Source organism: Streptomyces sp. NPDC028331 (assembly GCF_055565775.1).
This window is the reverse complement of sequence record NZ_JBVHTR010000027.1, coordinates 1-18,642: the sequence shown is the minus strand read 5'-3', so window position 1 is coordinate 18,642 and position 18,642 is coordinate 1. Positions and strand designations below refer to the sequence as shown.

The 18,642-nt window shown below is 67.6% G+C and carries 19 protein-coding genes and 4 pseudogenes; 15 read left to right on the top strand and 8 right to left on the bottom strand.

Annotated elements, in window-relative coordinates:
* Window positions 1–179: 179 nt before the first annotated feature.
* The 3 genes from ACZ4SW_RS30745 (at window position 180) to ACZ4SW_RS30735 (ending at window position 2,209) form a co-directional block, all read left to right on the top strand.
* A complete protein-coding gene (locus ACZ4SW_RS30745) occupies window positions 180–356 on the top strand; it encodes a hypothetical protein (protein WP_468252008.1) in 177 nt (58 codons plus the stop codon).
* A 200-nt stretch (window positions 357–556) separates the two neighbouring features.
* The gene (locus ACZ4SW_RS30740) at window positions 557–1,222 is read left to right on the top strand and encodes a DUF4097 family beta strand repeat-containing protein (protein WP_468252006.1); all 666 of its coding nucleotides are present in this window, start codon (window positions 557–559) and stop codon (window positions 1,220–1,222) included.
* Between the two features lie 168 nt (window positions 1,223–1,390).
* Entirely contained in the window at window positions 1,391–2,209 is an 819-nt protein-coding gene (locus ACZ4SW_RS30735; protein ID WP_468252004.1) for an alpha/beta fold hydrolase, read from the top strand.
* Window positions 2,210–2,306: 97 nt separating this feature from the next.
* Here the strand turns inward: ACZ4SW_RS30735 and ACZ4SW_RS30730 are convergent, their stop codons facing one another.
* Entirely contained in the window at window positions 2,307–2,690 is a 384-nt protein-coding gene (locus ACZ4SW_RS30730) for a hypothetical protein (protein ID WP_468252002.1), read from the bottom strand.
* Window positions 2,691–3,335: 645 nt separating this feature from the next.
* Window positions 3,336–3,704: a VOC family protein gene (locus ACZ4SW_RS30725; RefSeq protein ID WP_468252000.1), complete on the bottom strand. Its 369-nt coding sequence runs from the start codon at window positions 3,702–3,704 to the stop codon at window positions 3,336–3,338.
* Between the two features lie 298 nt (window positions 3,705–4,002).
* Between ACZ4SW_RS30725 and ACZ4SW_RS30720 the strand changes: the two genes are divergently transcribed.
* Window positions 4,003–4,965, top strand: a complete 963-nt coding sequence (locus ACZ4SW_RS30720) for an IS481 family transposase (protein WP_468251999.1) — start codon at window positions 4,003–4,005, stop codon at window positions 4,963–4,965.
* Window positions 4,966–5,021: 56 nt separating this feature from the next.
* Complete coding sequence (locus ACZ4SW_RS30715; RefSeq protein ID WP_468252186.1) at window positions 5,022–5,783, top strand: hypothetical protein; 762 nt, start codon at window positions 5,022–5,024, stop codon at window positions 5,781–5,783.
* Between the two features lie 44 nt (window positions 5,784–5,827).
* Here ACZ4SW_RS30715 and ACZ4SW_RS30710 read toward each other — a convergent pair.
* Window positions 5,828–6,279 (bottom strand): annotated as a pseudogene (locus ACZ4SW_RS30710) (transposase family protein); the annotation flags it as partial.
* Between ACZ4SW_RS30710 and ACZ4SW_RS30705 the strand changes: the two are divergent.
* Window positions 6,266–6,409: pseudogene (locus ACZ4SW_RS30705) on the top strand (GNAT family N-acetyltransferase); the annotation flags it as partial. The pseudogenes ACZ4SW_RS30710 and ACZ4SW_RS30705 sit on opposite strands and share 14 nt — an antisense overlap.
* A gap of 194 nt (window positions 6,410–6,603) precedes the next feature.
* Here the strand turns inward: ACZ4SW_RS30705 and ACZ4SW_RS30700 are convergent.
* Window positions 6,604–7,179, bottom strand: a complete 576-nt coding sequence (locus ACZ4SW_RS30700; protein ID WP_468251997.1) for a CGNR zinc finger domain-containing protein — start codon at window positions 7,177–7,179, stop codon at window positions 6,604–6,606.
* Window positions 7,180–7,261: 82 nt separating this feature from the next.
* On the opposite strand from ACZ4SW_RS30700, the gene ACZ4SW_RS30695 reads away from it, so the two are divergent.
* Window positions 7,262–8,434: an epoxide hydrolase family protein gene (locus tag ACZ4SW_RS30695; RefSeq protein ID WP_468251996.1), complete on the top strand. Its 1,173-nt coding sequence runs from the start codon at window positions 7,262–7,264 to the stop codon at window positions 8,432–8,434.
* An 861-nt stretch (window positions 8,435–9,295) separates the two neighbouring features.
* On the opposite strand, the gene ACZ4SW_RS30690 is transcribed toward ACZ4SW_RS30695, so the two are convergent.
* Window positions 9,296–9,712, bottom strand: coding sequence for a winged helix-turn-helix transcriptional regulator (locus ACZ4SW_RS30690; protein ID WP_028424957.1), 417 nt, complete (start codon window positions 9,710–9,712; stop codon window positions 9,296–9,298).
* A gap of 12 nt (window positions 9,713–9,724) precedes the next feature.
* On the opposite strand from ACZ4SW_RS30690, the gene ACZ4SW_RS30685 reads away from it, so the two are divergent.
* The gene (locus ACZ4SW_RS30685; protein WP_468251995.1) at window positions 9,725–10,639 is read left to right on the top strand and encodes an alpha/beta fold hydrolase; all 915 of its coding nucleotides are present in this window, start codon (window positions 9,725–9,727) and stop codon (window positions 10,637–10,639) included.
* A gap of 76 nt (window positions 10,640–10,715) precedes the next feature.
* The gene (locus ACZ4SW_RS30680; protein WP_468251992.1) at window positions 10,716–11,648 is read left to right on the top strand and encodes an alpha/beta hydrolase; all 933 of its coding nucleotides are present in this window, start codon (window positions 10,716–10,718) and stop codon (window positions 11,646–11,648) included.
* Between the two features lie 339 nt (window positions 11,649–11,987).
* Here the strand turns inward: ACZ4SW_RS30680 and ACZ4SW_RS30675 are convergent.
* A protein-coding gene (locus tag ACZ4SW_RS30675; protein WP_468251991.1) for an IS5 family transposase occupies window positions 11,988–12,870 on the bottom strand; the annotation gives its coding sequence in 2 pieces (ribosomal slippage) (window positions 11,988–12,791 and window positions 12,793–12,870; 882 coding nt in all).
* Between the two features lie 643 nt (window positions 12,871–13,513).
* Here ACZ4SW_RS30675 and ACZ4SW_RS30670 point away from each other — a divergent pair.
* Both ACZ4SW_RS30670 and ACZ4SW_RS30665 read left to right on the top strand, forming a co-directional pair.
* Complete coding sequence (locus ACZ4SW_RS30670) at window positions 13,514–14,047, top strand: P-loop NTPase family protein (RefSeq protein ID WP_468252178.1); 534 nt, start codon at window positions 13,514–13,516, stop codon at window positions 14,045–14,047.
* Window positions 14,048–14,722: 675 nt separating this feature from the next.
* Window positions 14,723–15,208: a hemerythrin domain-containing protein gene (locus ACZ4SW_RS30665; RefSeq protein ID WP_468251989.1), complete on the top strand. Its 486-nt coding sequence runs from the start codon at window positions 14,723–14,725 to the stop codon at window positions 15,206–15,208.
* Between the two features lie 73 nt (window positions 15,209–15,281).
* On the opposite strand, the gene ACZ4SW_RS30660 is transcribed toward ACZ4SW_RS30665, so the two are convergent.
* The gene (locus tag ACZ4SW_RS30660; protein WP_468251988.1) at window positions 15,282–15,521 is read right to left on the bottom strand and encodes a hypothetical protein; all 240 of its coding nucleotides are present in this window, start codon (window positions 15,519–15,521) and stop codon (window positions 15,282–15,284) included.
* Between the two features lie 188 nt (window positions 15,522–15,709).
* On the opposite strand from ACZ4SW_RS30660, the gene ACZ4SW_RS30655 reads away from it, so the two are divergent.
* The 3 genes and pseudogenes from ACZ4SW_RS30655 to ACZ4SW_RS30645 all read left to right on the top strand — a co-directional run.
* The gene (locus ACZ4SW_RS30655; protein WP_468252176.1) at window positions 15,710–15,922 is read left to right on the top strand and encodes a DUF7677 family protein; all 213 of its coding nucleotides are present in this window, start codon (window positions 15,710–15,712) and stop codon (window positions 15,920–15,922) included.
* 227 nt (window positions 15,923–16,149) lie between these two features.
* The gene (locus ACZ4SW_RS30650; RefSeq protein ID WP_468251987.1) at window positions 16,150–16,704 is read left to right on the top strand and encodes a hypothetical protein; all 555 of its coding nucleotides are present in this window, start codon (window positions 16,150–16,152) and stop codon (window positions 16,702–16,704) included.
* A 45-nt stretch (window positions 16,705–16,749) separates the two neighbouring features.
* Window positions 16,750–17,078, top strand: a pseudogene (locus ACZ4SW_RS30645) (helix-turn-helix domain-containing protein); the annotation flags it as partial.
* 134 nt (window positions 17,079–17,212) lie between these two features.
* Here the strand turns inward: ACZ4SW_RS30645 and ACZ4SW_RS30640 are convergent.
* On the bottom strand, window positions 17,213–18,259 hold the full coding sequence (locus ACZ4SW_RS30640) for a LacI family DNA-binding transcriptional regulator (protein WP_468251985.1): 1,047 nt from the start codon (window positions 18,257–18,259) through the stop codon (window positions 17,213–17,215).
* A 31-nt stretch (window positions 18,260–18,290) separates the two neighbouring features.
* Between ACZ4SW_RS30640 and ACZ4SW_RS30635 the strand changes: the two are divergent.
* Window positions 18,291–18,642, top strand: a pseudogene (locus ACZ4SW_RS30635) (hypothetical protein); the annotation flags it as partial.

Here is an 18,642-nt window from a genome sequence, read left to right as displayed (position 1 = left end):
TGGGGGTGTTTTCTCTTTCCCTAGTCGTTTGTGGTTTTTTGGGGGGGGGGGGGGGGGGGGGATCTAGGGGGGGGGGGCCCCCCCCCCCCCCCCCCCCCCCCCCCCGGGCTGCGTCACGGCAGGTCCCAGAACGTCTGCCGGGGAAGCTGCGAATGGGACGGCGTGTGCGGAGGAGGGCGGTGATCTGGCGGCTGTTCACCGCTCGCGAGAACCCCGAGGCGTTTGCCGGGCTGCTGGTGAAGGTGAGGGCGGCCGGCGAGCTTGTGGCCCAGGGCCGCGTCACGGCCGCGCTGGAGACGCCGGCGTTCGAATGCGCGACACGCGCGACCTGTCGCGGCCTCCTGCGTGGTGCGTGACAGGTCCACCATAGCGTTCACTTCCAATTCATTGCAACGCAGCGCGATGCCGTTGTTGCGTTATGCGCCAACATCATTGCAACAATATTCCGGTTTTCACCTGCGGAAATGACGTTTAGATGCAACAGGCTTGTTGCCTGACTGTGGAACGCAACGTAGCGTTTCCAACGTCAGAAACGACATCCGACAGGGAGAGCACCATGCAGAAGTTCGACACCCCCGCCCCGGTCTCCGCCGTCCTCGACATCCCCGCGGGACGCATCCAGTTCATCGCCGCCGACCGGGCCGACACCACGGTCGAGGTCCTGCCCGCCAACGCCGCCAAGAGCCGAGATGTGAAGGCGGCGGAGCAGATGGAGGTCGCCTACGGCGACGGCGTCCTGCGGATCGCGGCCCCCGAGGCGAAGAACCAGCTCTTCGGCCCGTCCGGGTCCGTCGAGGTGACCGTCCGGCTGCCCGCCGGCTCCCACGTCGAGGCGAAGGCGTCCAGCGCCGAACTCCGGGTCGTCGGCCGCCTCGGCGACGTCGCCTTCGACGGCGCGTACCACCGGATCAAGATCGATGAGGCCGCGAGTCTGCGCCTCACCGCGGTCGACGGCGATGTCGAGGTCGGCCGGCTGGGCGGCTCCGCGGAGATCAGCACCGCACGGGGCGACATCCGGATCGCGGAGGCCGGACGCGGCACGGTCGTGCTGCGCACCGAGTCCGGCGACATCACGGTCGTCGCCGCCGCCGGAGTCTCGGCCGCCCTGGACGCCGCCACCGGCCACGGTCGCATCAGCAACGCCCTCAAGAACGACGGCACCACCGAACTCGACATCCGCGCCACCACCTCCCACGGCGACATCACCGCCCGCAGCCTGTAGATCCGCAGCCTCCAACGAGCAGAGCCAGGACTGTCCGGCCGGGCCGACCGTGACCGCGAACCTCTCGGTCACCGCCGACGACCCGGCCGCCCGTCCCCCGGGGCCCGCGCTCCACGCGCAGCGCCCCGAGAAGTCGAACAAGACGCTTCACGCGACCAGGGGGAACCCATGAGCAAGAACAGCACCTTCTCGACCAATGCACAGTGGGCCGGCATGGTGCCGGTCGACGACACGGCCCTGGCCGTCACCGACACCGGAGGCCCCGGGATTCCCGTTATTTACCTCAACGGCCAGTTCGCCACCCAGGGCTACTGGCGGCGGGTCATCGCCGAACTGGGACCACAGTGGCGGCACATCACCTACGACGAGCGGGCCCGCGGCAGGAAGTCGAAGCGTTCGGCGGACTACTCCTTCGAGGCCGCCGTCCGCGATGTCGACGCCGTTCTCGAGGCCAGGGCCGTGGACCGGGCGCTGCTGGTGGGCTGGTCCTACGGAGCGGTCGTCGCGGCTCACTGGGCCGACCGGAATCCGCAGCGCACTGTGGGCGCGGTCCTGGTCGACGGCGCGTTCCCGCACGACTGGCTCGACGAGGCCATGGAACAGCGAATCCGGAAACTTTTTCGGCGGATGAGCTGGATCACGACGGTGCTGCGCCCGACGGGCCTGACCCCGCGGATGACCGCCGAAGAACAGGCGAACAGCAACATCGAGCTCGGCAGGCTCTCCCGTGAGCACGAGCTGGGCCCCGTGCTGGACGACATCGCCGTCCCGGTGCGGTACGTGGTCGCTTCGGGCACGTCCCTCGGAAGCCGCGGCGACGAGCAGGAACGGATACGCGCCGGTCTCGATGCGGTGACCGCCCGCAACGCGAACATCCGCATCAGCGCGAAGGTCCCCAGCAACCACGGTGCGATCCTGCGAAAGGACTACCAGGCCATCGCCGGGGCCGTACGAGAGGTCGCCGCCCTCGATCGCGGGGGGCGCTGAAGACGACGAGCGGACTGACGGTCAGCCAGGCGGCGCTGTAAGGCGCCACGTGATCCGCCGGACAGAACCCAGACCAGGCCAGATCGTATGACGCGGGTCAGAGGCCGAAGCGGGCGATGTCGCCGGGGGAGGGGTCGGGTCGTGTGCGGTGCCGGCGTGCGGGGTGGCGCCATCGGCCGGCGCCGTCCCGGGCGACGTCGACGTCGACTTCCACGACCACGTCGGGCCCCACCAGGGTGACGTTCAAGATCTGCCCGGTGCCCCATCCGGCGGAGAACGCCCATCCCGTGCACGGGTGTCCGGTGGTGGCCGGGGAGAGGAGACCGGCGAAGGCGGCGACGGCCGCCTTGGAGAGGATGGTGCTGTGGCCGGTGTACCGCAGGCGCCCGTGGGCATCGAGGCGCCCCAGCAGCAGGCTGCGGGGCGCGGGGAGGGAGCCGGTGACGGCGCCGACGATCGCGTCCTGGCTCTCGCGCACCACTGGTGGAGTGTCGGTATTCGAGGGTTGCAGTATTCGCCCGCAGGGTGACCAGCCCCATAGCCCGGCCCGGTCACGTCAGTGATGACAAGTAGGTTGTGACCGCCTTTCCGTGACGGCTACCTGGGTGTTCCTGGACGAGTTGTTGTCGAGCTGATCGGGCTTCGCTGCGTACCGGTGGGCTCGCGGAGTCAACTGTCGCGGGTTCCCCGAGGATCCCAGCCCACTGGTGACCGGTTGTGATCGCCAGCGGTGTCGGCTCCAGATCCCGTACTTTCTGGGTGCGTCGACCCTGAGCAGGCGCAGCGCCGCAACCGCTTCGTCTCCTGCGAGGCGACCTCGCGGACCTCGAGGCCGCGCTCGTTCCCTCACGGAACCTCGACCCCGCCACCGGCCAAGCCCGGGCCTTGCTCACCGAGGCTGTCGAAGCGCAGGGAGGCGAACCGCATCCTGGCCGCCGGACGCACCCCGGTCGAACGCGGCTTCGCCCATCTGAAGAACTGGCGGATCCTCACCAAGCTCCGCTTGACCACGCTCGCGCCACCCACCTGCTTCGCGCGCTGCTCGTCCTGGCCAACATCGAGGCCACTACAGGAAAGCATCTCCTCCGCAGGCAGCCCACGACCAGCACAGGCACCCGGAACGGCGTCACTGAGCCCGGATCGGCTGGGTGAGGTTCACCGGGTTGCCGTCGGGGTCCTGGATGTGGGCGACGCGCTGTCCCCACGGCATGTCGTTGGGGCCGCTGCGGACCGAGCCGCCCAGCGCCTCCACCCGGCCGAGCGTCTCATCGACGTCGTCGACGCCGATGCTGAGCAGGATCCGCGGTGCCGCCCCGCTCCCCGGGTCCGTCTTGGCCACCAGCCCGAGGCCGGTGTCGCCGATGCGCAAGCCGAGGTAGAAGGCCGGGCCTTCCGCCGGTACCCGGAAGATCTCCTCGGCGCCGAACAATTTCGTATAGAAGCCGAGCAGGACGTCCTGGTCGGCAGTGACGATCACTGGCTGGATGGTGGACATGGCACTCCTGTCGAGAACGGTCGTGTCGCCGGGTAGACCGTTCGAGGACGGTGAACTCATCGGCAAAACCGCCTTGCCAGACGATCCACACCCCAGACTGCCGCTCACGACCAGCGCGAGCACCCCGAACCGGCGTTGGCGAGGCGCCGGCCTCGCTGCGCCGGTCAATACACCTAGGTGTGCTGTCCGGGGACGTTGGTGACAGGCGACACGCCTTGCGCGGTCCTTGAACTGGGCGAGGGCCTTCTGGTTTCGGTGTGGATTGCGACATCTACAACCGACGCCCAGGAGGCCCTCGTTGTCCCACCGTAACGCCCCGCTGACTCCGACCGGCAGGCTGCGTCTGGCCCGGTGTGTCGTCGAGGACGGCTGGCCGCTGCGCCAGGCTGCGGAACGCTTCCAGGTCAGCCACACCACCGCAGCCCGCTGGGCAGAGCGATACCGCCGGCACGGCGCCGCAGGCATGCACGACCGCTCCAGCCGCCCCCACCACAGCCCTCTGCAGACGCCCGCCGCCGTCGAGCGGCAGGTCGTCCGACTACGGCGCGAGCACCGCATCGGGCCGGTGCGGCTGGCCGCCCGATGCAAGATCGCCGCTTCCACCGCCCACCGCATCCTCGTCCGGCACGGCCTGCCCGCCCTGGCAACCACCGACCGGGCCACCGGCGAACCCGTCCGCCGCTTTGAGCGCTCCCGGCCCGGCGAACTGGTCCACATCGACGTCAAGAAGCTCGGCCGCATCCCGAACGGCGGCGGCCACAAAGTTCTGGGCCGTGCGGCCGGCCGGGCCAACCAGGACCGCCGCAACGGCACCGGATACGCCTACCTGCACACCGCCCTGGACGACCACTCCCGCCTGGCCTACACCGAACACCTGGCCGACGAGAAGGCCGCCACCTGCGCAGCGTTCCTGCGACGAGCGGTCGCCTGGTTCGCCGCACGCGGCGTGAGAGTCGAGCGGGTCCTGACCGACAACGCCTGGGCCTACACCAAGAACACCTGGCGCGACACCTGCCGCGACCTGGGCATCAGCCCCCGCTGGACCCGGCCATGGCGGCCCCAGACCAACGGCAAGGTCGAGCGCTTCCACCGCACCCTGCTCGACGAGTGGGCCTACCAGCGGCCCTACACCTCAGAAGCCGAACGCCAGGCAGCATTCCCCGACTGGCTGGACTGGTACAACTACCACCGACCCCACACCGGCATCAGCGGCCAAACACCAGCCAGCCGCGTCACCAACCTGTCCGGACAGCACACCTAGGGCCTGTCCGATGGGTCCCTCGGAGCTGCCACCTGGACAGACCTGCGAAGGCGGAGGTGAAGTCGCACCTGGCCGCCTTGGGAGGGTTCAATGCCCAGGTGGTGAACTGGGCACAAATGCGCGACTGCAGATTCGACGTCGATCGCGTTCCTGAGCTCTTGGAGCGGGTGGAGCGCCAAGACGAGCCTGAAGCGTGGAAGGAGCTGGGTTGGCGGCTCGTCCTTGAGCACGACCTGCTGTCTCCGGCCAGTTTCGCCGCCTTGCCGTGCCTGGTGCGCCTCGCGCCACGCAGCGCGGAGGCGCGCGGCCTGGCCGGAAAGATCCTTGAGCGCGCGGCAGGGCGGCACGGCTGCGATGGTCTGCTGGCGGACTGCGCCGACGCGATCAAGGAGTTCCGTGAGGTTCTGGACGGGCACCTGCGGTCGCGGCCGGCTGACTACCTGGTGTCCTTCCGTGCCCTGCTCGCGGTCGAAGAGGAGTACCACTGGGCGAACGTTCTGGAGGGCTTCACGGACGACATCATTGGCGTGGACTGTCCTCATTGTGGCGTGGGCGTGACGATCGCCATTGGCGGCTTCGGATGCTACTCGGAGGTGTGTGACGGGGGTGAGGAGATCCGACGGGACCTGCGACCGGCGGCCGCCGAGGAACTCACCGGAACCGGCCGATGGATGCATGAGATCACTGTCCGCGACGGGCAGGAGGCGCTCGCCAACGGAATTGCCCACCTGTTCGGTAAAGCGGAATGCCCGCGCTGTGCCAGCGTCTTCACCGTCGCGGACGAGTACACGTCCGCGAACCGTCCGGTCATGCGGTAAGCCACGACTACGAGCGGAGCCACAGCCTGATCGCGGCGACGGCGCTTGATCTGGCGTCGCCGCAGGTAATGGCGGTTGCGGCGGGACGAATAGGCTTTGTCTCCGGCGAGGTGCTCGGGGGAGCGCGTGGGTGTCCGCCGCCCGACCGGGGAACTCGGATCTGCTCAAGCACGGGGATCATCTGCGGGGCGTCGCCCCACTGGCGGGCGATGATGAAGGCGAGCGGGTGCCGCCCGCCCTCACCAGCCAGGTGGATCTTGCGAGTCGGTCCACCCCGTGAACGCCCCAGGGCCTCATCCAATCGGTGCCGAGCCGGTCTGCTGTGCTGTCCTGGGACCCTTGGTGGGCTTGAGCGAGCGCCTGCTGCATGCTGATGGGCGCGGCAGGAAGTGGAATCCACGCTGACCATGCTCCAGTCGATCCGGCCTTCAGCGTCGGCCGCGGCCTGAATCGCCCGCAGGACCTTCTCCCATGTTCCGTCCGCTGACATCGTCCTGGTCGGCCCGGCAGACCCGGCCGACCTCGGCGGTAAGCCGGGCACCTGGTATCAGTGCGGCCTGGCCCTCCAGCCGCAGACCGCGATCTTGCCGGTGGACCGGCTGCGGGATGGCTGCGGCCACCGTTGATCACCGGTGTGTGAAGATGATCAACGGTGTGTGAAGACTGAAGATCACGTGATGGCCGCAGGTCGCAGCGTAGATCCTGCTCGATGGCAAGAGGCGTTCGAGGACCTGATGGGCCGTCCTTCTCCAGACCTTGATCTGTCTCATGAGACATGCCGACAGGTTGAACCCGACTCGGAAGGTCGGATCCTTCGCTCTCAGGACTTCGTTGATCCGGGTTTGCGGCGGTTGGCATTGAAGCGCGCTTTCTTCTGACGATTCCCGCACGTGTTCATGTCACACCATTTGCGGGTGCGGCTTTGGCTGGTGTCGAAGAAGGCGGCTTGGCAGGTTGGCGATGCGCACAAGGCCAATCTTCCGTCTCGTTCGCCTGCGATGATGCTGATCGCGTCGGCGGCGATCACGCTGAGGGCATCTTCCACGCAGGAAGCCGAGCTGAGCCGCCATTGCCGCTCACCCTCGGGCGTCAGGATCGCTGCGGCCCGGCCCTGAGTGCTGCAGTCATTGATGACCTGGACAGCAGACGCAGGGAGAGCGGCCTGGAGCGCGGCCGCTGTCGCGGCGGCGTGAATCGACTCCCTCAGTTCCCGAGCGAGGTCGAGCTGGGCAGTGGTGCAGGAGTCCACGGCGAGGCCGTTCACCGCCAGCCAGTCAACGAGTCGCTGCGGCGTGGGGATGCGCTCCACAGCGTTGCCGTGACGCTCCGACAGAGTCCCCGTGAAGCTGGTCGCCAGCACGTTGCCGAGGCGGAAGTCAGGGAATCCAGCACGCATGGAACCACCTTAGCCGGTTGCAGCGTGGCTCGGGGAACTGCTAGAACCGTCTTAGCTGGTTCCACGATGGCCAGGAGGTCTCATGCCCCGTCTGCCCGGCGACGTGCAAGCATTTGAAGCCCACGCAACTGACGCTGACCTCGACGATCTGCGCGCGCGCCTGGCCGCGGCGCGGCTACCGGAGGCCGAGACGGTCTATCGCGCCGCGCCCGACCCTCGCCGATGGGGACAGGGTGTTCCGCTCGCCGACCTCGTCGAGCTCGTGAACTATTGGCGCACCGGGTACGACTGGCGGTCGTTCGAAGCGCGCCTCAACCGGATCGGCCAGTTCCGCACGACCATTGATGATCTGGGAATCCACTTCCTGCACCGTCGCTCTGCGCGCGCGGATGCCACACCTCTGATCTTGACGCACGGCTGGCCGGACAGCATTGCTCGGTTCGTCGATGTCGTAGACGAGCTGGCAGATCCGAAAGACGCGGACGCGCCGGCGTTCCATGTCGTGGTCCCGTCGCTGCCAGGCTTTGGTTACAGCGACAAGCCGGCCACCACCGGGTGGGGAACCGAAAAGATCGCGGCCGCATGGGTGGAACTGATGGGAAGGCTCGGCTACAGCGAGTTCGCAGCCCACGGAGGCGACTGGGGAGGCAATATCACCACGGTTCTCGGCGGCAGGTTCCCGGCGCACGTTCTCGGCATCCACACAACGTTCGCGGAGGGACCGCCCGGGTTGACAATGGACGGGCTGACGGCGGTCGAGCGCGAATGGGCCGAGGGAACCCGCGATTTCTGGCGCCACCGCGCGGCGTACGCGAAGCAGCAGGCGACCCGACCGCAGACCATAGGCTACTCGCTCGTCGACTCACCGGTCGGGCTTCTTGCCTGGATCCTTGACAAGTTCGCCGAGTGGTCAGACACCGAAGACAGCCCGTTCGAGACGATTTCCAGGGACCGCGTTCTTGACGACGTCACCCTGTATTGGCTGACGCGGACCGGCGCATCGGCGGCCCGCATTTACTACGAAAGCCACAACTCGCTGGACCCCGAACTTCGGGTCGACGTCCCGTCAGCAATCACCATGTATCCCCGCGACGTCGAGAAGTGCCCGCGCCCCTGGGCAGAGAAGCGGTACCGGCAGATCGTCCGATGGAGCTCACCCGAATTCGGGGGACATTTCCCGTCGCTGGAGGTTCCCGAGTATTTCGTCAAGGACCTGCAAGAGGGCCTCGCGGCAGTGCTGGCCGCTAGTCGGTGAACGCGGCGCTCCGTTGCCAGGATGGCCGAGTTGCTGCGCACAACTGTCGCGCAGGCAGGTGAGGGCTAGGGGGTGCCCGATGGGTCAGCAAGCCTGCTGTGTCTGGTCAGTTGACTGCAGTGACTCAGTTGACTGGCTCGACTCCACGAAGGCTCATCAGGGGCGGCAGTCGCGTGCCCGACGGCGAAGGCGGCAACCGGCCCTGCGCGGCCCCTCGCCACGACCGCGTAAGCCCGAGGAGCCGGTGTGCCCATGCACCTTCGTGAACCAGCGGGCTACGCGCCGCGTCCTCCTGATGCGTGCCCCGTGCCGGGCGGGCGCTGTGCGAGGGAGAGCAGGGGACGGATGACGGGTGAAACGATCGGTATCGGGCTAGCCGTATTGGCGGGCCTGGCCAGTCTGTGGGCCGGTAACGGGAGGCACGGCTGCAGATGCGGCTGAGCCGCTACGGGCTGCGCGCCGAGGGGGCGGTGGTGAACCAGGAGCATGAGCCGGGGGACGACTCTTCGAAGCCCGTCACCGAGTTGACCGACCGGCAGGGCCGACCCGTCCGGTTCCGGCCCGCCACGACGGGGACGGGGCTGGCCCTCGGAACCCACGTACCGGTCGCCTACCTGCCCGAAAGGCCGAAAAGCGCAAGGGTATCCACCCGGAAGTACCGCCTATATCCGATCGTCGCCCTGTTCTTCGGAGCCATGCTCTGGCTCGGCGTCGCGGCTGGGTGCGTGCTCACACGCTGAGCTTGTTCTCCCACCTCGCTCTCACTTACGGATCCACCGCCACACCCGTCACGGGACCCATCAGACACTCCCAACGACCTTGCTCATCGCCGGCCTGGTCGGCCGTGGACCAGCCCTGCGCTCAGAGCGAACGGTCGAATGCGTCCTGATCGAGCTGAATCTGTGGCATGTGCATCTCCGCCCACTCTCGCAACTGTGACAGGGGTTGTGCCAACGACTTTCCACGCGCGGTGAGCCCGTAGAACACCCGTGGCGGAACGGAAGGCTCGACCCGGCGTGTGACGAGGCCATCCCGCTCGAGCGACCTCAGGGTCTGCGTCAGCATCTTCTGGGAGATCCCGGTCAGGGCTCGCTTGAGTTCGGTGAAACGAAGTTCGCCATCGGTCTGGTCGAGGGTCAGGACGAGCATTGTCGTCCATTTCGTGCCGACCCGGTCGAGCAGCTGCCTGGTGGGGCAGGCTGCATCGAAGAGGTCGCCGCGGTGAGGGGTTACCCCGAGGTGACCAGGGTTCCGGGAAGTGCCTCCTTGAACGTCCACGGTTGGTCTCCTATGTTCGCCTGGTATCTGATAGTAACCGACTGGATGAGACGAACGATGTTGACTGCCTACCTGGCGGACGCCCAAGCGCGGTACATCTCGGTGAACGACGTCCGCCTCGCGGTCGAGGTGGCGGGTGAGGGCCCCGCGGTCCTGCTGCTGCACGGTTTTCCGCACACGCGGGCGATCTGGTCCGAAGTCGCGCCGCTGCTGACGGCGGCCGGGCTTCGTGTCGTCGCGCCGGATCTACGCGGTCTGGGCGACAGCGACCGGGCGGCCGGCGGTTACCTGGCGACCGAGCTCGCCGGGGATCTGGTCGGGCTCCTCGACGCGCTTGACATCGACCGGGCGCACGTCGTCGGCATCGACCTCGGCACCGCACCGGCGTTCGCGCTGGCGGCGACCCACGCGCACCGCGTGTCCAGCCTGACGCTGAGTGAGGCGGTGATCGGCACACTGCCCGGAGCCGAATCCTTCACGGCGAGCGGCGCCCCCTGGTGGTTCGGGCTCCACTCGGCTCCGGGCGGGTTCGCCGAGGACCTGCTGGAGGGACGGGAAGACCACTACATCCGGTTCTTCCTCGACGGCGGAAGCCGCCGCGGGCTCTCGGAGGCGCTGACCGCCCGGATCGTCGAGGCGTACCGCGGGCGGGAGTCCTTGCGGGCCGCTTTCGAGCATTACCGCGCGATGCCCGCGAACGCGGGCTGGATCTCCTCGTGGGTGACGCACAACGTGTTCACACTTCCGGTGCTCACGATCGGCGGAGGCGCAGTCGGCGAGGGCACCGCGCGTCAACTCGCCCCGTTTACCGAGGACTTGACGGAGAGCCTGCTGCCCAACGCCGGCCACATCGTTCCGATCGACGAGCCCGAAGAGTTTTCGGCACTGGTAGCGCAGCACGTCAAGTCGGCGGAGGCGCGATCATGACGAACAAGCGCACCGTCGTCCTCAGCCCGGTCGAACGTCCACACCGCACCGGCCTCGAAACCAGGCAGGCGACAGCATGACTCGTGAGCAACGCGAGCAGGTCCGCGAACTCAGGCGGAACTCGCCGCTCGACCTGGGTGGCGATCTCGACGTCCAACGGCCGCTGTTCGAACAGATCCTCAGCTCGCAGCCGGTGCCCACCGACGCCATCGTCGAGAAGCTCGACCTGGCGGGTGTCGCCGCGCTGTCGGTCACGATCAGCGGTGCGCCGCAACCGGTCGGCACCGCGCTCTACTTCCACGGCGGCGCGTTCGCACTGGGTTCGGCGAACAGCTCCTTGGGCTTGGTGACCCAGATCGCCCGGCGATCGGGACTGCGGGTCGTCACCGTGGATTACCGGCTTGCGCCGGAGCACCCGGCACCGGCCGCGGCGACCGATGCCGCGACGTGTTATGAAGCGCTGCTGGACTCGGGTATCGGCGCCGACGAACTGATTGTGATCGGGGAGTCCGCCGGAGGCGGGGTGGCACTGAGACTGCTCACGTCACTGGTGGCGGGAAACCGGCCCGTACCGGCGGGCGCGGTGTTGCTGTCGCCCTGGATCGACTTGACCTTGTCCGGCGACTCGATGACAACGCGGGCGTCCGTAGACGTCGCGGTGAATCGGGAAGCGCTCGCCCGGCGCGTGCTCGACTACGCCGGCGAAGGTGCTACCGCGGCGCGGGAGCACAGCCCGCTGTTCGACGACATGCACGGGTTGCCGCCCACTCTCGTGCAGGTCGGAACGCACGAAACACTGCTCGACGACTCCATCCGGCTCGCCTCCCGCCTGGCAGCCGCCGACGTCTCGGTCATCCTCGACATCACCGCGGAAGTGCCACACGTCTTCCAGGGCTTCGCGCCGATCCTGGACGAGGGCGCATTGGCGCTCGACCGCGCGGGCCAGTTCGTCCGAACCGCGCTGAAACAACCGGCACGCGATCTTCTGCCCGGCCGATCCCCGTCATGAGAACTTCCGCCGGCCACATGTCTCACGGCGACGAGCCAACCAGGAGGAGAGCATGACCGAAACGACGCGAGCCGTTGCGCTCGACGCACGCGGGCAGCCAGTACCAAGGTGATCTTCGCTGCGAGGGCGTGTTCTTGCTCGTGTCGCTGTCGGATCTCCAGCGGGAGCGCACTTCGTCGGCCAGGTCCTCGTCGACGCGCCGAAGGACGTCGTGCCGGCTCTGCAGGCGCTGCGCGATGAGCAGGTGGAGTCCCGCGCGGTGGTGGACATCGTGGTGGCTCTGCACCGGTGACCGCCCCACCGGTGCGGGTGGATGCGCACTAGGGACTGTCCGGCGGGTTACCGGCGCAGCCATAGCCGGATAGCGGTGAGGGTGACCGTGCCGTGGAATACGTACGCTCTTTTGTCGTACCGGGTCGCCACGGCGCGGAACCCCTTGAGTGCGTTTACGGTGCGCTCGACTTCGTTCCTGCGGGCGTACCGGTCCCGGTCGAAGCTGGTGGGGCGACCGCCCCGGCTGCCACGCCGCTGACGGTTGGCACGCTGATCCCGGCGCTCGGGGATGGTGTGCCGGATCTGCCGTCGGCGCAGGTAGCGGCGGTTTCGACGCGAGCTGTACGCCTTATCGCCGCACACGTGGTCCGGTCGTGTCCGCGGGTGTCCCCCAAACGGGCGAGGGACAGGGATTCGGTCCAGGACCGGAATCAACTGCGGTGCATCACCCCACTGCCCAGGCGTGACCAGGACAGCCAGCGGACGGCACCCGCCCTCACTGGCAAGATGGATCTTTGTCGTGAGCCCGCCGCGCGAGCGACCGATCGCCTCATCGGGGACATGTCGTGCCGGGCGACGGCGTTGTCCCGGAATCCGAGCCGGCCGGTGACGGGCTCCGGCGGCATGCTGGTGCACGCGGCACACCGTGGAATCCACGCTCACCACGCTCCAGTCGATCCGACCTTCCGTGTCCGCGTCGGCTTGGACAGCCCGCAGGATTCGCTCCCACGTGCCGTCCGCAGACCACCGGCGGTGACGGTCATGGACCGTCTTCCACTTCCCGAACCGCGTGGGCAGGTCCCGCCACGGAACGCCGGTCCGCAGCCGGAAGAAGATGCCGTTGATGACAGTGCGGTGGTCCTCCCACCTGGCCCTCGCGTCCCAGGCTCTTTGGCAGGTGCGGCTCCAATCGAGCCCACTCGCTGTCAGATATGTCGCCCCGTCCCACAGCGAACCGAACGATCCGTTGAAGAATCCGTCACGCGATCCGTCGGACACCCCCTAACCCCGCCAAGCGAGACGGGCGGCCCGAGTGCGAGTCGGTACTGAATGCGGGACTCGCCGAGCGAGGTTGCTTACCGGCCAGAAGAAGCCCTCAGCAGATAACGGCCGACCAGAGCTCTGCCGGGCCATGTCCCTGACGTCCCTTACCGCCATCGTCCACCTGACCAGCAGGAATGGGCTTCACCTTTAGATAAGGCGCGCCCTGCAGGGCTTCGATGCCGTGCAGCTCTACGCCTACCCGCTGCTGCAGCCGTCCACGGCCGCCCGCCTCCGCACCGAGTTCGCGGTCCTAGGCACTCCGGCCGGCTTCGCCGCCGAAGCGACCGTGTGCGCCATGCTCCTTCACACAGACCGTCAGCCGCAGCGACAACCTCACCCTCGCCGACCGGCTGCACAACCGAGCCGAGGAACTGCGCCGCCGCCGACCGGACCAACCGGCGGCACGCCATGGTCGAACCTGCAGCCGTACTCCGACCATGACTCCGACCACGGCAGGACAGCGGCGCTTGCCCGCCCATCCCGGACGCCGGCGGTCTTTCAGAACGCCCCAGGCGCTGTCACCGGCGGTCGATAACGTGACCGCCGTGATGGTGGGAACCGAAGAAACCCGGCTGATCGTGCTGCGCGGCAACAGCGCCTCGGGGAAGTCCTCCGTGGCGGCCGGCCTCCGCGAGAGGTTCGGCCGCGGCCTGGCCCTGGTCGGCCAGGACAACCTCCGCCGCATCGTGCTGCGCGAGCACGACCGGCCCGGAGCGGCGAACATCGGCCTGATCGACCTGACGGCCCGCTACGCCCTGGACGCCGGCTATCACGTCGTGGTCGAAGGCATCCTCTACGCCGACCGCTACGGCGACATGCTCACCCAACTGCGCGCCGACCACCGCGGCCCGACCCACGGCTATTACCTGGACGTGCCGTTCGACGAAACCCTCACACGGCACGCCACCAAGCCGATCGCCGACGACGTCAACGAAACGCAACTGCGCGGCTGGTACCGGCCGCGCGATCTGCTGCCCGGCGGCATCGAGACCGTCATCGGCGCCCACAGCGCCCTGCACGAGACCATCGACCGCATCATGCTCGACACCGGCCTGGCCCACCTGCCCCCACTGGACTGCTGACCGGGCACCGTTGCGACAGCTGTTGCGCCAAGTGTTGCGCCTATCTGTTGCGCTGAGCGTTGCGACAGGCGTTGCGCGAGCCCTCACAGCCTCCTGGGGTTCGCCCAGGTCACCACACGGTATCTGCCTGGTCGCGGTGCTGACATCCCCGGTGCGGCCGCTTTCGCAGATGTCCCTTGGCTTGGAGTGAAGGAGAAGGGATGGGCGGGATGGGCGGCGCGGCTGCGACCGGGGATCAGGGCGCGGGCTCAGCCGGTTGCGCATCGGCGGGGCCACAGCGCCCGTGCCGCCGTCAGCGCGACGGCGCCGTCAGGGAGGACACCACCCGGCATCGCCTCCTCACGGCGACCTACCTTCAGTGTCCCAGCCCCCGTAACACGGTGGGGCCAACTCAACCCGGAACAACCCCCGAACGCTCCCGTACGCCCGGCCGGTGAGGCCAACTCAGACCGGAGAAGTGGGGCCACCGCAAACCGTTGACGCCATCTGAGTGCATCGCGCTGTGTTGGTGCGTGCGTTCACGATTGCGTGAGGTGTCCTTGAAGGCAGATTGGTAGGCGACGGACAGCCGCGCTTGCTGTCCTACCGCGGCGCGTGATGAGATGGCGTCAGCATCGCGTGCCGGTGACGGACTGCGTCAGGCATGGAGGTGTGCAATCGAAGGGGCTGCCATCCGTGGCTTCCCGTGACGGCGACCGTGTAGTCGCCTTGAGTCAGCAGCTTGCGCAAGCGCATCAAGAACTGCGTCGCCAGATCAGCGAGATCAGGACAAGCCTCGGACACCGCCGGTTGAGCGACGATGTACTTGTCACCCATTGCTTGGCCTTCTGCGCCGCGCTGACCTCGCACCACCAGGGTGAGGACAACGGGATGTTCTCCCAATTACTACGAGAACGACCGGATCTTGCTGCGACGGTCGCCAAACTTGTTGAGGACCATGAGCTGATCGCCTCGATCCTGTCTCGGGTGAGGGAACTCGCTGATAGGGCTGCCGAATCGCGCGGTCCAGCCCTGGAGTCGATCGGGGGCGAGCTCGACGGATTGGCGGCGATCATGGAGTCTCACTTCAGTTACGAAGAGCGGACGATCAGTAAGGCGCTCGATGACGGAGTACCTGATACGGGCTGGTCCGACATGGTGTTCGCGTTCGGCATGGCGTGAAGTGACTTTTCCAACCTAAGCGGGCGGGGTCTGCGCCGTGACCTGCGGGCACTGTGTGATCGTCTGTCTTCATTCAAGGCCGGAGGAGTTCGCAGAAGCGATCCAGGGCACGGTCGGTGCGACGGCGGTCCCCGGTGGTCGTGAGATCGAACAGCAGGCCCCGGATGACGGCCATGACCAGCGTGGGAGTGACGGTGTCGTCAGGGCCGGTGGCGATGTCGCGGAACGTGGCGTCGAGGGTGTCGAACCAGTTCGTGATCGCCGCGGCCCGGTCCGGGTAATTCTCGGGGTGAGCCAGGCCGTCGGCGTGCACCTCGAAGATCAGCCGGACATACGGAGCGCGCTCGGGTGCGCTGATCCAGGCCCAGATGCCGCGCAGGTTCCTCCGCAGAGGCCGCCTTCGGCGGGAGGTTCTCGGCCAACCATGCCGCACCGCGGCGGCGGGCCTCGGCAAGGACGGCGGCTACCAACTCCTGCTTGCTGCCGAAGTCGTAGAGCAGCATCCGCGGATGGGAAGATCTGCGCGAGTCGCCCTCGCAGATGGAGATCTGCGTCGCAATCTTCGCCAACGTCCTGGAACTGGATGAGCAGGGAGAACCAGTCAACGAGAAGCGCGCGGAGCACCGGGCTGCAGTCTGGCTCTACCGATACTCCACCGGGGAACTGCCGCCAGGGGAGCGGGACATCGAGCCGTGGGAATGTCAACTTCATTGATGGTTAACGTGCGGGGTCATTTCTAAGGGCTGTCCCGGAATGCGATGCCGGGCTGTCACGTCACTTTCCCCAGTGCGGGGCGTCAGCTGTTGACCTTGGCGCTTGCGTTCGGACGCCCGCCTCGGGAAGAGTCTGTCCGGCGGACGCCCTTCGGGGCGATGTCGTGTGAGCTGGGGCAGGGGCAGGCGGACTGGGGCAGGGGCAGGCGGATGTGCGTAACGGATGCGGTGGCCAAGGAGGCTGCCGTCGCTCGGTTCCTCCGTGAGTATCCGCAGATAGAGCAAGGTGAATGCGACCACCCCGCGCTGCTGGGCTTCGCCGATGTCGCCTGGTCGCAGATTCCCGGGTGCCCTGCTGGGATCCCGGTCCTGCTCCGTGGTCTCCTCGATCAGGTAGCCGGCCCTGAGGCACTGCGCGTGCTGGGCAACGTCTTGATGAACAGCGTTTTTCACATGAGCACTGCGATGCCGGCTGCCCTGCCCTTCCTGATCAACTTGGCAGCCGTCCCTGACATCGCGGTGCGCCCCGGTTTGGTCGACCTTTTGGTCGTTGCCGCGGAGTTGTCTCAACCCGTCGACGCGGACAATGAACGCCAGGCGCTGCTACTCGGCAACGACTGCGATCACCCGGAACGCGAATGGTGTAGGGCCGCCTTTGCCGCACACGCTTCTGCGCTGCGCGCGTTGTTGGAGGACGAGACCCTTCCGGATGGACTGATCAGCGCAGACGACCGCGAGTGCCTGCTCAGAGCCGTTGAACCGCAGAGACACCGCTCCTCCTGACTATCCCCAGGCCAGCACTGGCGCGGCCCGTCAATAGATCTTGCGGTGTCTGGTGTGATCACAGCTTCGAAGCCTTCCTGGATAGCGCCGTTCACCGGGGTGAGCCCACGTCAGTCGGCAAGCTGATCACCGCGCTGCGCCGCGAAGGAGCGGATGCGGCCCGTAGAGGACGACCGTGAAGCCTGGGGTTGGAGAATCGGGTTTTGCTGGTCGCCGCGTACTGGCGGACGAACCTGACTTTGCGGCAGCTTGCTCCGCTGTTCGGGGTCTCGAAGTCGGCCGCCGACCGCATCATCAACGACCTCGGGCCCTTGCTGGCGCGCCAACAACGCAAGCGGTTCCGCAAGGGCACCGTGCTGATCGTGGACGGAACCCAAACGCACTTCCAGCGGTCGGATAGGACGTCACCACACATCCATCCGCCACGACCACCGACCCGGCGGACCTATGCGGTCGCAGCACTGGACGGCGTCCTGGCCATTGCCTGCCGTGGCCGGCACCGTGGCCGTCACGGTCTTGTTGTGCGTCTGCGCACGATGGACCAGGGTGAGTTCAGCGGGGCTTCCTGGCCGAGGACGGCCTGCGCGCAGGCCGATCCCTGGGCACGCAGTGATTGTGCGACGGTGGTGAGCCCGAGGTCGGTCGCGATGGGTGCGTCGTCCCATCCGGTGACGGCCAGGTCGGCGGGGATGCTGCGATGGGCGGTGCGGGCTGCTTGCAGGACTCCGGCTGCGAGTTGGTCGCTCATCGCGGCGATGGCGTCGGGTGTTTCGGGGCCGGCCAGCAGCACGGCGGCAGCGCGCTCTCCCTCGGACGGGTCGTTGCGTGGGCACACGGCGACGATCACGTCTTTCCAGGCGAGGCCGGCGGCTTCGGCTGCCTGCCGGTAGCCTTCCAGTCGCTGCCGTGTCACGGGGAATAGAACACGGCTTGTGTCCGGACCTCTGGTGATGCCCCCTTCCCGTTCCCGAGTCAGGGGAAAGCTCACGACGGCCGGACGCTTTGCATTTGCGAAGGCAACGTCGCCCACCGCGCGTGCTGCGGCCCGGTTGTCGATGCTGACCAGCCCCAGACCGGGGACCGCCGGCCCGCCGTGGACCACGGCGGGGCGCTTCATTGCGCGTACCGCCGCGACAACCGGGTCGTCGTCGGTCGTTGTCCACACGATGAAGGCGTCGACGGCTGCATTACGGATCCGAGCCACGTCGTCGACCGCACCGGTGATCGGCAGGATCGTCATGCCGTACCCATGCTGCGCACAGACGTCTGCGATGCCTGCCAAGAAGGCCGCCGCCTGCGGGTCTTCGAACGCGTAGGAGAGGTGCTCGCCGAGCACGACGCCGAGGGCGCGGGATGTCCCGCGCCGCAGTGACCGGCCCCTGGGGTCAGGCCCGGCGTATCCCAACTCGGCGGCGGCGGCGAGCACTTTCGCCCGGGACTCGTCCGATACCCGGCTGGGCTGGTTGTAGGTGTACGAGGCGGTCATCACCGACACCCCGGCCGCACGGGCCACTTGCGCCAGGGTCACTCGCTTCGACGTGTCGGGGACTGCCATGGCCCCATCCTAGCTGTGTATCGTTACACATATGACGGGTTGGGACTCGACCACCGAAGCGCGCCGTCTGGTCATCTCGGCAAGCGCTGCTTTCGCCGCTTTTGGTGCTTTCTGGGGCGTGTGGGGCGCATCCATTCCGCGCGTCCAAGAACAGGCCGGCATCACCGCAGGCCAACTCGGATTGGCGTTGCTCTTCGTGGGCGCCGGCGCCCTTCCGGCCATGCTGCTGACCGGCAGAGCGATCGACCGGTGGGGTCTGAAGGTCGCGGCTGCGGCCATCACAGCCTTAGAGGTCCTAACAAAGGCGTTGGACGTGACGGTGGGTGATGAGGCAGGTGGCGAGGCCGAGGAATGCTTCGTGGATGTCGTCGCGTCGCTCCCAG